This is a genomic window from Pseudosulfitobacter koreensis (genome assembly GCF_024733015.1).
Taxonomy (GTDB): domain Bacteria; phylum Pseudomonadota; class Alphaproteobacteria; order Rhodobacterales; family Rhodobacteraceae; genus Pseudosulfitobacter; species Pseudosulfitobacter koreensis.
Genome location: NZ_JANKJG010000012.1, coordinates 25,700 through 40,096 on the forward strand (window position 1 = coordinate 25,700; position 14,397 = coordinate 40,096).

General features: G+C 64.2%; 13 protein-coding genes. 9 read left to right on the forward strand and 4 right to left on the reverse strand.

Going from position 1 to position 14,397, the window contains the following annotated elements:
- Position 1: 1 nt before the first annotated feature.
- Genes NTA49_RS14655 through NTA49_RS14665 form a run of 3 tightly spaced genes read left to right on the forward strand, consistent with a single transcriptional unit; the run spans position 2 to position 2,681 of the window.
- Positions 2 to 418 carry a PaaI family thioesterase gene (locus NTA49_RS14655; protein ID WP_258295550.1) on the forward strand — a complete coding sequence of 139 codons (417 nt, stop codon included), beginning with the start codon at positions 2 to 4 and terminating at the stop codon, positions 416 to 418.
- On the forward strand, positions 415 to 1,191 hold the full coding sequence (locus tag NTA49_RS14660; protein WP_258295551.1) for an oxepin-CoA hydrolase, alternative type: 777 nt from the start codon (positions 415 to 417) through the stop codon (positions 1,189 to 1,191). Before NTA49_RS14655 ends, NTA49_RS14660 begins: the two co-directional genes overlap by 4 nt.
- Complete coding sequence (locus tag NTA49_RS14665) at positions 1,188 to 2,681, forward strand: class I adenylate-forming enzyme family protein (protein WP_258295552.1); 1,494 nt, start codon at positions 1,188 to 1,190, stop codon at positions 2,679 to 2,681. The genes NTA49_RS14660 and NTA49_RS14665 overlap by 4 nt, the downstream gene beginning before the upstream one ends.
- Positions 2,682 to 2,693: 12 nt before the next feature.
- On the opposite strand, the gene rpe is transcribed toward NTA49_RS14665, so the two are convergent.
- A complete protein-coding gene (gene rpe / locus NTA49_RS14670; RefSeq protein WP_258295553.1) occupies positions 2,694 to 3,383 on the reverse strand; it encodes a ribulose-phosphate 3-epimerase in 690 nt (229 codons plus the stop codon).
- A 104-nt stretch (positions 3,384 to 3,487) separates the two neighbouring features.
- Positions 3,488 to 4,492 (reverse strand): SDR family NAD(P)-dependent oxidoreductase, encoded by a 1,005-nt coding sequence (locus tag NTA49_RS14675; RefSeq protein ID WP_258295554.1) that lies wholly within the window; start codon positions 4,490 to 4,492, stop codon positions 3,488 to 3,490.
- Between the two features lie 102 nt (positions 4,493 to 4,594).
- Between NTA49_RS14675 and xylB the strand changes: the two genes are divergently transcribed.
- Positions 4,595 to 6,046, forward strand: a complete 1,452-nt coding sequence (gene xylB, locus NTA49_RS14680) for a xylulokinase (RefSeq protein ID WP_258295555.1) — start codon at positions 4,595 to 4,597, stop codon at positions 6,044 to 6,046.
- 49 nt (positions 6,047 to 6,095) lie between these two features.
- Complete coding sequence (locus NTA49_RS14685) at positions 6,096 to 7,406, forward strand: cytochrome-c peroxidase (protein ID WP_261368350.1); 1,311 nt, start codon at positions 6,096 to 6,098, stop codon at positions 7,404 to 7,406.
- Here the strand turns inward: NTA49_RS14685 and NTA49_RS14690 are convergent.
- Together NTA49_RS14690 and NTA49_RS14695 are read right to left on the reverse strand one after the other, a co-directional pair.
- Positions 7,400 to 8,899, reverse strand: coding sequence for a CRTAC1 family protein (locus NTA49_RS14690; RefSeq protein ID WP_258295557.1), 1,500 nt, complete (start codon positions 8,897 to 8,899; stop codon positions 7,400 to 7,402). The genes NTA49_RS14685 and NTA49_RS14690 overlap by 7 nt on opposite strands.
- Positions 8,889 to 10,088, reverse strand: coding sequence for an ROK family transcriptional regulator (locus tag NTA49_RS14695; RefSeq protein ID WP_258295558.1), 1,200 nt, complete (start codon positions 10,086 to 10,088; stop codon positions 8,889 to 8,891). The genes NTA49_RS14690 and NTA49_RS14695 overlap by 11 nt, the downstream gene beginning before the upstream one ends.
- Before the next feature lie 180 nt (positions 10,089 to 10,268).
- Between NTA49_RS14695 and NTA49_RS14700 the strand changes: the two genes are divergently transcribed.
- The 4 genes from NTA49_RS14700 (at position 10,269) to NTA49_RS14715 (ending at position 14,394) form a co-directional block, all read left to right on the forward strand.
- Positions 10,269 to 11,297, forward strand: a complete 1,029-nt coding sequence (locus tag NTA49_RS14700; protein WP_258295559.1) for a substrate-binding domain-containing protein — start codon at positions 10,269 to 10,271, stop codon at positions 11,295 to 11,297.
- A gap of 120 nt (positions 11,298 to 11,417) precedes the next feature.
- Complete coding sequence (locus tag NTA49_RS14705; RefSeq protein ID WP_258295560.1) at positions 11,418 to 12,746, forward strand: sugar ABC transporter permease; 1,329 nt, start codon at positions 11,418 to 11,420, stop codon at positions 12,744 to 12,746.
- Positions 12,743 to 13,510 (forward strand): ATP-binding cassette domain-containing protein, encoded by a 768-nt coding sequence (locus NTA49_RS14710; RefSeq protein WP_258295561.1) that lies wholly within the window; start codon positions 12,743 to 12,745, stop codon positions 13,508 to 13,510. The genes NTA49_RS14705 and NTA49_RS14710 overlap by 4 nt, the downstream gene beginning before the upstream one ends.
- A 2-nt stretch (positions 13,511 to 13,512) precedes the next feature.
- Positions 13,513 to 14,394 (forward strand): glucokinase, encoded by an 882-nt coding sequence (locus tag NTA49_RS14715; protein WP_258295562.1) that lies wholly within the window; start codon positions 13,513 to 13,515, stop codon positions 14,392 to 14,394.
- Positions 14,395 to 14,397: the final 3 nt, after the last annotated feature.

Consider the following 14,397-nt stretch of genomic DNA (forward strand, 5'->3'; position numbering starts at 1 on the left):
TATGACGGACGGGCCAGGGATCATCCGCGACGAGACGGGCGCGCAAACGCTCTTGGGGTATGTGGTTGATATTTCGGCCGACGATGGAAAAGGACGCTGCGTGCTGGATATCGGCGCGCAGCACGGAAACCGACACGGGGCGCTGCACGGTGGCATCATCGCCTGCTTGCTCGACAATGCGATGGGCTACGGTGCCGCGATGCACACGTCCGAGGATGGCAGCGACAAGTTTCTGACCATTTCGATGAACACGCAGTTTATTGCCCCCGCGATGACGGGCCGCGTGATTGCCACCGGCAAGGTGACGGGGGGCGGGCGCAGCCTGATGTTCGTCGAGGGCGAATTGCACGACGACGATGGGCGTTTGCTGGCCACAGCCACAGGCGTCTACAAGAAAGTGCCGGAGGGGCGGGGATGAGCGATCCATATCTTGAGGATGCGGGCGACCGTCTGATCGTCTGGAACGGCAACGAGGACATGCGCGGTGCCCTGTCGCCCGAGCTTTACGCGGTGATCACGGACGCCTTTGCCAAGGCGCAGGAGCCACGCATTCGGGCCGTCGTGCTGACCTCGACCGGCGGGTTCTTTTGCGCTGGCGGCAACCTGAACGTGCTGATCGCGCGGCGCGACATGGCCGAGGACGCACGCCGCGCCAAGATCGACGAATTGCACGACCTGATCCGCCTGATCCGCAGCAGCCCGGTGCCGGTGATCGCCGCCGTCAAGGGCGGTGCCGCAGGGGCAGGCGCGTCGATTGCGCTGGCCTGCGACATGATCGTGGCCGAAGCGGGCGTGAAATTCACTGCATCCTACGTCAACGCGGGGCTGGTGCCCGATGGCGGGCTGACGGCGCATCTGGCGCGCATGGTGCCGCGTCAGCTGGCGATGGAAATGTGCGTGCTGGCGCAGCCAGTGACGGCGGACCGGATGCACGATCTGGGTGTGGTGTCGCAACTGTGTGCAGCGGGTGATGTTGTGGCTGCGGCGCTGGCGCTCGTCGACCGCATTGCCAAAGGCCCACGCGTCGCCCAAGGGCGCATTCGCGCGATGGTCTCGCGCGCCTACGATCAGGACGAGGCCGCACAACTGGACATGGAACGCGATGGTATGGCCTGGGCCGCAGGTGCTGACGAAGCCGCCGAGGGCATCGCCGCCTTCCTCGAAAAACGCGCACCGGAGTTCGATAGATGACAGGCCGTGTCGAGCATTATCTGTCCCACCAGGTCGCCACGCGCCCCAATGCGCTAGCGTTCGAGGACAACACCGGCGTGCGCGTCAGTTATCTAGAGCTGGACGTCTCTGCCAATGAGATCGGCGCGCGGCTGACTGATTTGGGTGTTGCGCCGGGCGACCGCGTGCTGATGCTGGCGGAAAACTGCGTCGCTGCCGTGGCGCTGTTGTTCGGGGCTTGGAAGATCGGGGCGACCGTGGTGCCCTTCAACGCGCGCCAGACGGCGGGCGAGGTGCAAAAGATCATCGACCATGCAGAACCGCGCGTTCTGGTCTGCACCAGTGCTGCGTCGCCCGATGCGGCCAGCCATGGCGCGCGGTTCGGCGCGATCGAGGCTGCGGGGCGCTTTGGCACGTTGGCCTTTGCTGCACTGGATGGCGGCATGCCGGAAGTTGAGACCGATGTGGCGATCCTGCTCTATACGACCGGGACCACTGGCACGCCGAAGGGCGTGATGCTGACCCATGAGAATGTACGTTTTGGCGGGCTGACTTCGGCCAATCTGCGGCGGATGACGCCCGACGATGTGATCTACGGCGTGTTGCCGCTGACCCATGTTTTCGGCATGTGCTCGGTCATGGCGGCGGCGGTTTATACCGGCGCACCGGTGCGGCTGGCTGCGCGGTTTGACGTGGCCGCGACCTATGAAGCCTTGCGCAGTGGCGTGACGCTCTGTTCGGCGGTGCCGCAGATGCATGCGCTGCTGATGGCCTATACGAAAAAGATGGGCTACGCGCGGCTCGACAGCCCGACGCTGCGCTACGTCTCGTCCGGTGCCGCTCCTCTGGACCCTGCGTGGAAACGGCAGGCTGAGGCGTTCTATGGCGTGGCCTTGCAAAACGGCTATGGCATGACCGAAACCAGCGCAGGCACCGCTGCCACCAGCAACGTGATCGGTGACCCGGACATCTCCGTGGGCCCCGCCCTGCCGGGGGTCGAAGTCGCGTTGGACATGGACGCGCCCGGATCGGGCGATGGCGTGGGCGAGGTGATCACCCGCGGCCCGCAGATCATGAAGGGCTATTACAAGAACCCCGAAGAGACCGCGCGCGTGCTTTCGGCGGATGGCTGGCTGCACACCGGCGATCTGGGGCGCATCGACGACAAGGGCCATTTGCACATCGTGGGTCGCTCGAAAGAGCTGATCATTCACGGCGGCTTCAACGTCTATCCACCCGAGGTCGAGGCGGCGCTGAACGATCATCCGCAGGTCATCCAGGCGGCGGTGATCGGTCACAAGGTCGGTGCCGATGAGAAGGTGCTGGCCTTCTGCCAAGTGGCGGACGACAGCGATGTCACCGTCGAAGAGCTGCGCGCCTTCGCCGCCGAACGGCTGGCGGGCTACAAGCGGCCCAGCCAGATCATTTTGGCGTCGTCCCTGCCTGCGGCACCCACGGGCAAGATCCTGAAACACAAGCTGCTCGAGGCCTTCGCCGATCAGATCGGCTAAGGCTTCGGGCTGTTACGTCCAGACACCTTCGGCGGCGGTGCGGATGGCGCGGATGTTCTCGCCGTATGGTGCCGGGTTCTGGACCGAGCCGCCCTTGAACACCGCAGAGCCTGCGACCAGCACATCGGCCCCGGCCTGCGCCACCAGCGGCGCCGTCCTGGGATCGACGCCGCCGTCGATTTCAATGTGCACGGGGCGGTCGCCGATCATGTCGCGCAGGGATTTGATCTTGGCGGGCATGTAGATGAACTTCTGCCCGCCGAAACCGGGGTTCACCGTCATCACACAGACCAGATCGACCATGTCCATCAGATCGGCAACTGCTGAAGCGGGCGTGCCGGGGTTCAGCGCCACACCGGCTTTGCAGCCCGCCGCGCGGATCGCCTGAAGCGTGCGGTGGATGTGAGGGCCTGCCTCGACGTGGGCGGTCAGAATGTCGGCACCGGCCTGCGCGAAGGCGTCGATATAGGCATCGACAGGAGAGATCATCAGGTGCACGTCCATCACGCCCTTGATGTGGGGCCGGATCGCGGCGCAGGTGGCAGGGCCGAACGTGATGTTGGGCACGAAATGCCCGTCCATCACGTCGACGTGAATCCAGTCCGCTCCTTGCGCTTCGGCAGCGGCGCATTCGGCCCCGAAGTTGGCGAAATCGGCGGCAAGGATGGAGGGGGCGATTTTGATGGCGCGGTCGAAGGTCATGAGGCAGCCTTTGTGGAGTTTTGGGGGTCGGACCTGTCTATAGCGGGCCGTACGATCTGTGGAAAGGGGCCCTCCGGGGGGAGTTTACCCGGCAAGATGAACTGTCAGATCTGGTAGTAGTCGCGATACCACGCGACGAAGGCGTCGATGCCGGTCTGGATCGGCGTGGCGGGGCGCTTGCCCGTCAGGGTTTCCAGCAGGGTCGCGTCGGCCCATGTGGCGGGGACGTCGCCGGGCTGCATGTCCTGGAAGTTGATCTGTGCGCGGGTGCCGCAAGCGGCCTCGATGGCCGCAATGAAATCCATCAGCTTGACCGGTGCGCCATTGCCGATGTTGACGATGCGGTGCGGCGCGACTGGGCTGAGGCTGTCGCCTGCCACTGGCGCGTCGCGTTGGGGCACCGCGTCAATCAGGGCGCTGATCGCGGCGGTGAGGTCGTCGATATAGGTAAAGTCGCGCATCATGTCGCCGTGGTTGTACACGTCGATGGGTTCATCGTTCAGGATCGCGCGGGTGAATTTGAAGTGGGCCATGTCTGGGCGGCCCCAGGGCCCGTAGACGGTGAAAAAGCGAAACATGGTGATCGGCAGATCGTAGAGATGCGCATAGCTGTGTGCCATGTTCTCGGTCGCCTTCTTGGTGGCGGCATAGAATGACATCTGGCTGTCGACCTTGTCGGCCTCGGTATAGGGCATCTGCGTGTTGGCGCCGTAGACCGATGAGGTCGAGGCCAACAGCATGTGGGCGGGCGGAAAGGCGCGGGCGGCTTCCAGCAGTTCGAAGGTGCCCACGAGGTTCGCCTCGACATAGGAGCGGGGATTGTCGATGGAATAGCGCACGCCTGCCTGAGCAGCCAGGTGAACGACCGCGTCGGGGCGGTGTGTCTGAAAGAGATCCATCAGCGTGCCGGGGGTTTCCAGCCGGTCGGTCACCGCCGTAAAGTCCGCGCTTTGGTTCAGCATCGCGTGGCGGCGTTCTTTCAGCGTGACATCGTAGTAATCGGACATTGCATCCAGGCCGATCACCTTCCAGCCTTCGTCGAGAAGACGGCGGGAGGTGAAGTAACCAATGAAGCCGGCCGAACCGGTGACGAGTGCTGTGCGTGTCATGGCCGGACTTTGCCGCAGTGCGGCGTCGATTGCCAGCGGTAGGTATTAGTTTGACAATAAAATTTATTGGGGGTCAGGATGCGCGAAAAAGGGGAGTGCGCCATGTATATCGGTTTGGATCTGGGAACGTCCGGTGTGCGGGCGTTGTTGGTGCGCGCGGATGGCGTGCCGGTAGGATCGCAGGAGGCGCATTATCAGGCCGCACATCCCGCACCCGGCTGGAGCGAACAGGACCCTGCGACCTGGGTTGCGGGGTGCAGATCCGCGCTGGCTGCGTTGCGGGCGGAGCATCCTGTGGAATACGGTGCCGTGCGCGGGATCGCGGTGGCGGGGCATATGCATGGTGCGGTCTTGCTGGACGCGGATGGCACGGTGCTGCGCCCTTGCATCCTTTGGAACGACACGCGCAGCCATGTTCAGGCGGCACGGCTGGACGCGGCGGATGGCGTGCGGGACATCAGCGGCAATATCGTCTTTCCGGGCTTTACCGCGCCCAAGCTGGCCTGGGTCGCGGAACACGAGCCGGACATCTTTTCCCGCGTCGCCAAGGTGGTCTTGCCGAAGGATTACGTGAGCCTGTGGATGAGCGGCATTTGCGCCAGCGAAATGTCGGATGCGGCAGGCACCGCCTGGCTGGACGTGGGCGGGCGCGACTGGTCCGACAGGTTGCTGGACGCTGGCGGAATGCGCCGTGATCAGATGCCTGCGCTGCACGAGGGGACGGGCGTTATTGGCCTGCTGCGTGACGCATTGGCGGACGAGATGGGCCTGCCGCGCGGTGTACAGGTGGTCGCGGGGGCTGCCGACAATGCGGCGGCGGCCTGCGGTGTCGGCGCGCTTAAGGAAGGCGACGGGTTCGTCTCGCTTGGCACGTCGGGTGTCGTGCTGGCGGCGCGGGATGGCTTTGCCCCCGATGCGGGCAGCGCGGTGCACACGTTTTGCCACGCGGTGCCGGGGCGCTGGTATCAGATGGGCGTGACGCTGGCCTGTACCGACAGTCTCAACTGGCTGGCGCGGATCACGGGGCAGGGCCCTGCAGCGCTGACCGCGGCCCTTGGCGACGCGGTGCGCGCGCCCGGCAGTTTGCGGTTCTATCCCTATTTGTCGGGCGAACGCACGCCGCACAACGACGCGCAGGTGCGTGGTGGGTTCAGCGGGCTGGACATCGGCCACGACGCGCCGGACATGACCCGCGCGGTGCTCGAAGGGGTGAGCTTTGCGCAGGCCGACAGTCTGCTTGCCCTGCGCGCGACGGGGGCCGATCCGCAGACGCTTCTGGCCATCGGGGGCGGGGCTGCGTCGTTGCATTGGGTGCAGATGCTGGCCAATACGCTGAACCTGCCGCTGGAAATCCCGGCGCGGGGCGAGTTCGGGGCGGCGCTGGGGGCTGCACGTCTGGCCATCTGCGGGGTGACGGGGGCCAATCCGTCCGAGGTGATGACCAAGCCCGAGATTGCGCGCACGGTCTATCCCGATGCGGCACTTGTCGGCGCGTTCGCCGAAGGGCACCAAGCCTATCGCGCCGCATATCCGATGCTGAAAGCATTGCAATGACGGGACATCCGGGGTGCACTGGTCGAAGCTAGGGAGGGATACTATGGCAATGGGTTGGTGTGACATGATGCGCGGGTTTTACGCGCTGGCGCTGTCGGGCGGCATAGCCATCGCGCAGGACCTGCCGTCGCCCGATGCCGTGTTTCCCGAGCCTTCGATGCCGCAGATCGAATTGGGGCGCTTGCTGTTCTATGATCCCATCCTGTCGGGCGGCAAAACGGTCAGTTGCGCCAGTTGCCACCACCCTGCCCATGCCACCGGCGATGCGGTGTCGCTGGGGCTGGGGGACGGGGCCGCAGGTCTGGGACCTGACCGCAAGGCTGATCCAGCCAACCTGCCCGAACAGCGCATTCCGCGCAACGCGCCTGCCCTCTTCAACGTCGGAGCGCTGGAATACCGGACGTTCTTTCACGATGGCAGGCTGGAGGTCGACGAGACCCGCAAGGGCGGCATCCGCACGCCGCTGGGCGCGGAGATGGAACAGGGATTTGCCAGCCTGCTGAGCGCGCAGACCATGTTTCCGGTGCTGTCGGGCGATGAAATGGCGGGCCACCTGGGCGAAAATGACGTGTCGAAGGCAGTGCGCCAAGGCGTGCTGACCGGCCCCGGCGGTGCCTGGGATATCCTGGCGCAGCGGGTGTCGGGCATTCCAGAGTACCGCGCGAGGTTCGATCAGGTCATCGGCAACAAGCCTGTGCATTTCACGGATATTTCGGATGCTATCGCTGCCTTTGTCGCCTTTGAATGGCGCGCGACGGACAGTGATTTTGACAGGTTCTTGCGTGGCGAGGGCGATCTGAGCGGTAACCAGAAGGTCGGGCTGGATCTGTTTTACGGCAAGGCGGGCTGTGCCAAATGTCATTCGGGTCTGTTCCAGACCGACCACGGGTTTCACGCCATCGCCATGCCGCAGATTGGACCCGGCAAGCGTGCCTCGTTTCAGCGGGGGGCGGCGGACGAGGGCCGCATGTTGGTGACGGGCGATCCCAAGGACGCGTTCAAGTTCCGCACGCCGTCCTTGCGCAACGTGGTGCAGACGTCACCGTATGGCCACGCGGGTGCTTACGCGCGGCTGGAGGACGCGGTTCGGCACCATTTGAACCCCCGTAAGCACCTTGCCGAATACGACCCGTCGCAGGCGGTGCTGCCCACGCTGGACACCGTCGATACCACCGTGATGGATGATCCGGCAGAGGTTGCGCGGATTTCTGCGGCGAATGAGTTGGCACCCAGCGCGCTGAGCCATGCGCAGGTGGATGCGATCCTCGCGTTTCTGGGCGCGCTGACCGATCAGGACAGCCTTGATGGCCGCTTGGGGGTGCCTGCGACCGTGCCAAGCGGGTTGCCCGTCGATCAGTAAGCCGCGGGTGCTGCATCGGGGCGCAGCATATAGCGCGCATTCGTCCCGACCGTGACCCAGTCCGACAGGGGCGCGTCGGGCCACTTTACGCGCACCCTGACCGAGGTTGCAGCGCCCAGGCCAAAGTGCTGCGGCGCGTCCGATCCGCCCGCGTGGCCGCCGCCCACCACCAGTTCGCGCGATTGCACCGATGTGCCGTCGTCTACCTCGATCCAGGCGCCGATGGCGCGGGTGTTGGGCGCGGGCTGGGTCAGATCCAGCGCCAGCCAGTTGCCGGTTGTGCCGCTGGTGTTCTGCCAGACCTCCATCGCGGCGCGGCGGTTGACCACGGCCAGATCCAGAAGGCCATCGTTGTTCAGATCGACCAGCGCCGCCCCGCGCCCGCGATGCAGCGATGCGACGCCAGCAGTCTCGCCAGCCTCGGCGAACGTGCCGTCGGGCTGCGCGATCAACAGGTTGTTGGGGTCTTCCATCGCCATTCCGGGCATCTGCTGCACGTTGCCCTTGGCGATGAATGCGTCGTCCAGCCCATCGTTCTGCACATCGCCGAACGCGATGTGCCAGCCTGTCGATGGCCGCCCGTCGCCACCGGTATAGGGCCGGTGCGCGGTCGATCCCACGTCGAAGGGCACGTCGGCATATCCGGGCCCGTCGCCGGTGGGCCGTTGCAGGCGTTGGTCGCCCATGGAACTTAGAAACACCTCGTCGCGGCCATCGCGGTCAAGGTCGCGGGTTGCGATGCCCATGCCCCAGATGAGGTGCGTGGCCCAGCCGTCTGCCTCGGTGTAAAGCCGTGGTTCAGGACCCATTTGCCACAGCTGTTCGGAACCACCGCTGACATAGTAATGCCGGTCGTTCGACAGCCGTAAATCGGCCTGCCCACTGCGAGCCCAGTCAGTAAACAGCGCCGAAAGGGGGCAATAGCCGGGTTCCAGTATCGTGTGCGTCCAGCCGTCGCCCTCGGGCCGCCAGAGGCTGTTGGTGTCGCAGGCCTGAAACGGGCCGTCGGGGTCAAAGCGATCGACGTAGTGGCCCATGGCCAGGGTCGGGCGGGTCTGGTCCTGTTCCCACGTGGCCGAGAATGCCGTGGTCCATTTGTCGGGAAAGTCGATCATCTCTGCGGGCGCAAAGCCGCAGGTGCCATCGCCCAGCCAGATCTGATCCGGCCCGACGCGCAGCAGCACCAGGTCAAGATGCGTGTCGTTGTCGATGTCCAGCGCATAGACACCCGTGGTGCCGGTGACGGGCAAGGTTTTCATTCGCAGGCGAATGGCTTCATCGCTTTCATTGACGAAGACGGCCGCCAGATTGCTGCCGCCTGCTGCAACCAGATCGGTGCGCCCGTCCGCGTTGCAATCCAGGGCGGCTAGACCGCCGCCCACAAAATGCTCCCAACCGCCGTCATACTGATGATGCGGCACCGCAACGGGGGTGAACTGCGGTTCGGCATGGGCCACGCCCACGCTCAGGATCAATGCCAGATTAGCCCGCATCGACACGCCCCTCGCGCGCGGCGCGCTCTTGCACGAACTCAAGCGCATAGGCGGCAGCGCCGCGCGCCCACATCAGGTTGCCCCATTTGTGAACCACGACCTCGGGCGGGGCAGCGTCGACCTGCACGATAGACTTGCGCAATTCGGCCATCACGGCGTCGGAATAGAGGTAATCGAACTGCATCTGCTCGCCTGCCAGTATGATCAGCTCGGGGTCGAAGATGTTGACGATGTTGGCGAGACCCATCGCAAACATGCGGCCTGCGCGCGCGACAATGGATGCGGCGGCGGCGTCGCCCCCTTCTGCGGCCTCCAGCAAGCGTGCGATCTGGTTGGCGACAGTGGTGTCCGGCCCCAGCGCGGTGTCCGCCTCGCGCAGCAGGGCGTATTCGGCGACATAGGCCTCAAGACAGCCGCGTTGTCCGCAACGGCACAACGCACCCTCAAGCTGAACCTTGGTGTGACCGAACTCGGCGCCGCAGCCGCGTGTTCCGCGATAGATTTCACCGCCAAGGATGATGCCCATGCCGACGCCGGCCTCCAGCGTGACGACGATGAAATCCGACCGCCCGCGCCCGAGGCCAAAGGCCTTTTCCGCCATCGCGACCAGGTTCGCGTCGTTGTCGAGATAGGCGGGCACGCCCATGCGGTCTGTCAGTACGGCAGCCAGATCGACATTGCGCACGTTCAGCGAGGGCGACCAGTGCACCGTGCCGGCACTGACATCGACGGTGCCCGCAAGGCCGACACCGACACCGGACAGGTCGCTTGTCGCATACCCCGCTTTGGCGGCAAGTGCTGCAACCGCATCGGCGATATGTCCGGCAAGGGCCGCAGGGCTGTGCCGCCCGGCGGGCAGGGGCACCTCGTGATCGGTCAGCTGCGTGCCCTCGAAGTCCATCAGGACCAGCGAGATCCGGGTGCCCGAAATCTTGACGCCCGCGACCAGATGGGCAGCACCTGCGATTTTCAGATCCACGCGGGGGCGGCCACGGGTCGCGGCTGCGCTGTCCTCGCGGGGGATTTCCTCGATCAGGCCGTCGCGCAGCAGGTCGGCGGTGATGGTCGTCACCGTCGCGCGACTGATTCCCGTGCGCTCTGCCAGGTCGATGCGCGGGATGCGGCCGCCTTGGGAAATCTCGCGCAGCAGGATCAGGCGGCTGTCTTCGCGTTGGTGTCCGAATGCCATTTATCTATCGCTTTCCCATGGGGTTAGATCCTGAATCCCACCCCGGTATGACCAGCAGGATGACGGTATTCTCCCCGCATGTCCAATTTAATTTGCTTTCCGAATTTAAATGCCTAATGATGACGACACCCAGATTGCGCATCCGGTGCGGCAGTTGGGCAAAAGTCTTGGGAGGACACAATGACATTTCTGAAAACGGTCGCCTTGGCGGCGACGATCTCCGTGACGGCCGTGGCCGCCTGGGCGCAGGACACCACCATCGGTGTCAGCTGGTCGAATTTCCAGGAAGAACGCTGGAAGACTGACGAAGCCGCGATGCAAGAGGCCATCGAGGCCGCCGGGGCCACCTATATTTCGGCAGACGCGCAGGCGTCGGCCGCCAAGCAGCTGACCGATATCGAGGCGCTGATCGCCCAAGGGGCCGATGCGCTGATCATCTTGTCGGTGGACAAGGATGCGATAGGGCCCGCCATCAACCAGGCCGAGAACGAAGGTATCCCGGTCGTGGGTTATGACCGTCTGATCGAAGACCCGCGCGCCTTTTACCTGACCTTCGACAACAAGGGTGTGGGCCGGATCATCGCGCAGACCGTCGTCGAAGCTCAGCCCGAGGGCAATTTCGCCATTCTCAAGGGCGACAAAGGCGACCCTAACGCGCTGTTTCTGCTGGAAGGCATGATGGAAGTCATCGGACCCGACGTGGAATCCGGCAAGATCAACATCGTCGGTGAAGCGTTCACCGATGGTTGGAAGCCCGACAACGCGCAGCGCAACATGGAGCAGATCCTGACCGCCAACGACAACAACGTCGATGCCGTTCTGGGCCAGAATGACGGTATCGCCGGTGGTGCGATTGCAGCCTTGCAGGCGCAGGGTCTGAACGTGCCGGTGGGTGGTCAGGACGGCGACCACGCGGCTCTGAACCGTGTGGCACGTGGCACACAGACCGTGTCTGTCTGGAAGGATTCGCGTCAGCTGGGCAAGAAAGCCGCCGAGATCGCATTGTCGCTGGCCGATGGTGCCGCGATGTCTGACATCGACGGTGCCGAAAGCTGGTCCGGTGGTGAAAAGGGCGTCGAGATGAGCGCGATCTTCCTCGAGCCCACACCCGTCACCAAGGAGAACATCTCTGCCGTGATCGACGCGGGCCACATCGAAAAGGATAAGGTTTGTGCCGGTGCGATGGACGGCGTCGACGGCTGTAACTAAGGGCTTTTCGGCACCGGCGGCGTGATCCGCCGGTGCCATCTTGCAAATTCTCATGACACTTCAGCCTGGTCCGCTGCGCAGCCTGCGCAAACAGGATCGGCTTATCTGACGGGTGCGGACATGACCGACACGAACGAACACGGCGCGAAATCGGCTGCCAAGAGCAGCAGGCCCGGACTAGTCCAGCGGTTCATGCGCGACACCGAACTGGACACACGGCTGCTGGGGATGCTGGGCGCGCTGGCGCTGATCTGGGTCGGCTTTCACGTCTACGGCGCACTCAGAAACGGCTTTGGCGCGTTCCTGACGCCGCGCAACCTGTGGAACCTCAGCGTTCAGACATCCTCTATCGGGATCATGGCCTGCGGCATGGTTCTGGTCATCATCACCCGCCACATCGACCTGAGCGTCGGGTCGGTTCTGGGCTTTTGCGCGGTGATCATGGGCATCACCCAGGTCTGGTTCCTGCCGCAACTGGTCGGGCTGGAGCATTGGAGCATCTGGATCATCGCCTGCATCGTCGGCATGATCGCGGGCACGATTGTGGGGGCCATCCACGGCTGGTTGATCGCCTATCTGTCGATCCCGGCCTTTATCGTGACCCTCGGCGGCCTGCTGGTCTGGCGCGGGGCTGCGTTTCTGATCACGCGCGGCGAGACGATTTCGCCGCTCGACAGCACGTTCAAGCTGCTTGGCGGCGGCCCGAACGGCGCGGTTGGCGCGATGGGCAGCTGGATCGTCGGCATCATTGCCGCGGTTGCGGTGATTGCACTGATCGTCATGGGACGGGCCAAGCGCAAGAGGTTCGATTTTCGCCTGCGGCCGCTCTGGGCCGAATGGTTCATCGGCATCTTCAGCGTCGGTGCCGTGATCGGGGCGGTTCTGCTGGTCAATTCCTATCCGTGGCCGCGCGGCATCGTGCGCCGTTACGCCGAAGCCAACAACATTGAGATCCCTGAAGGGGGCCTGTTCATCAGCCACGGATTTGCCATTCCGGTGCTGATCCTGCTGGTCGTGATCGTTGTCATGACCGTAGTGATGAATCGCACACGCTTTGGCCGCTATGTCTATGCCATCGGCGGCAATCCCGAAGCGGCGGCATTGGCGGGGATCAACACCCGGTGGATGACGGTCAAGATCTTTGCATTAATGGGCTTTCTGACCGGTCTGTCGGCTGTCGTCGCCTCGGCGCGGCTTGGCTCCGCGACCAACGCGCTCGGCACCCTTGACGAACTCTACGTGATCGCGGCAGCGGTCATCGGGGGCACCTCGCTTGGCGGCGGTGTCGGCACCATCTACGGCGCGGTTCTGGGGGCCTTCGTCATGCAGTCGTTGCAGACCGGCATGGTTCTGATCGGCTTTGACGCGGCGGTACAGCAGGTCGTCGTGGGTGGCGTTCTGGTGCTGGCGGTCTATCTAGACAATCTCTACCGGAGGTCTTCGAAATGAGCGATATCAACCGATCCGGCACGCCGCTTGTCGATATGCGTGACATCTGCATCAGCTTTGGCGGAGTTCATGCCGTCGATCATGTCTCGGTCGATCTCTATCCCGGCGAAGTCGTGGGCCTGCTCGGTCACAACGGCGCGGGCAAGTCGACGCTGATCAAGATCCTGTCGGGTGCCTACAAGATGGACAGCGGCGAGATCTATGTGAATGGCGAGCGTTCGGATATCCGCAGCCCCCGCGACGCGCGGCGCTACAACATCGAGACGATCTATCAGACGCTGGCTCTGGCTGACAATCTGGACGCGGCGAGCAACCTGTTTCTGGGGCGCGAGCTGACGTCGCCGATGGGGCTGGTGGACGATGATGCGATGGAAAGCGAAGCGCGCAAGATCATGGCGAGGCTGAACCCTAACTTTCAAAAGTTCAAGGACCCGGTCAGCGCCCTGTCGGGTGGGCAGCGCCAGTCGGTCGCCATCGCGCGCGCCGTCTATTTCAATGCGCAGATCCTGATCATGGACGAGCCGACGGCGGCGCTTGGCCCGCACGAGACGCAGATGGTCAGCGAGTTGATCACCCAGCTGAAGGCCGAAGGCATCGGGATTTTCCTGATCAGTCATGACATCCACGACGTCATGCAGCTGTGCGACCGCGCGTCGGTGATGAAGAACGGCAAGCTGGTCGGCACCGTCGATGTGGCGGATGTGACTGACGACGATCTGCTGGGCATGATCATCCTGGGCAAGCAACCCGCCAAGGCGGTGTGACGATGCGATGGGTCGTGGCAGATGTGGGCGGAACCAACACGCGCATGGCCTTTGCGCAGGATGGCAAGTTGGTTACCGGGTCGGTGCAGTGGTTTCTGAACGATGACTATCCGACCTTTGCCGACGTGCTTGTTGATTTTGTGCAGGATGCACCGGTCGACGGCCTGTGCGTGGCCATCGCGGGGCCGGTGATGCCGGGACACGTGCGTCTGACCAACCGCGACTGGTCGTTCGACGCGGATCAACTCAGCATGGTTCTGGGCGGTGCAAAGGTGCGCATCATCAACGATCTGGCGGCGGTGGGGCATGCGCTGCCGTATCTAGCGCCCGACGCGGTGGTGCCTGTGGTGCCCGGACGGGCGGCCCCCGGCGGGCAGTCGCTGGTCGTGGGCATCGGCACCGGGTTCAACGTCAGCCTTGCGCATGGTAACGGCGTGATGCTGGCCGAGGAGGGGCACACGGGCCTGTCCATCGGTGTCTGGCGCGTGTTGCAGGACCATCTGGGCGAGAAGGCGGCGGCGTTCGAGACTGTCGAACAGGTGTTCTCAGGCTCTGGCCTGCGCGCGCTACATCTTGCCTTGGGCGGGGTCGAGATGCCCAGCCAGCAGATTGTGCGGGATGCGCGCCTGACGATGGGGGTGTTCGTAACGGCGCTGGCCGCGCTGGTGCGTGACATGACGTTTCAGTTCATGCCGCTGGGCGGGATTTATTTCAACGGCGGGCTGGCGCGCGCGGTTGTGGGGCTGCCCGAGACCGGCGAGATACTGGCCGCTGCGCGCGTGCAGGACATGTTCGAGGGCACGTTGTCCGACATACCGATGTGCGTGGTCGTGGACGACGCAGCGGCATTGGCCGGTTGCGTCGCCTGTCTGGAACGGACCTGATGG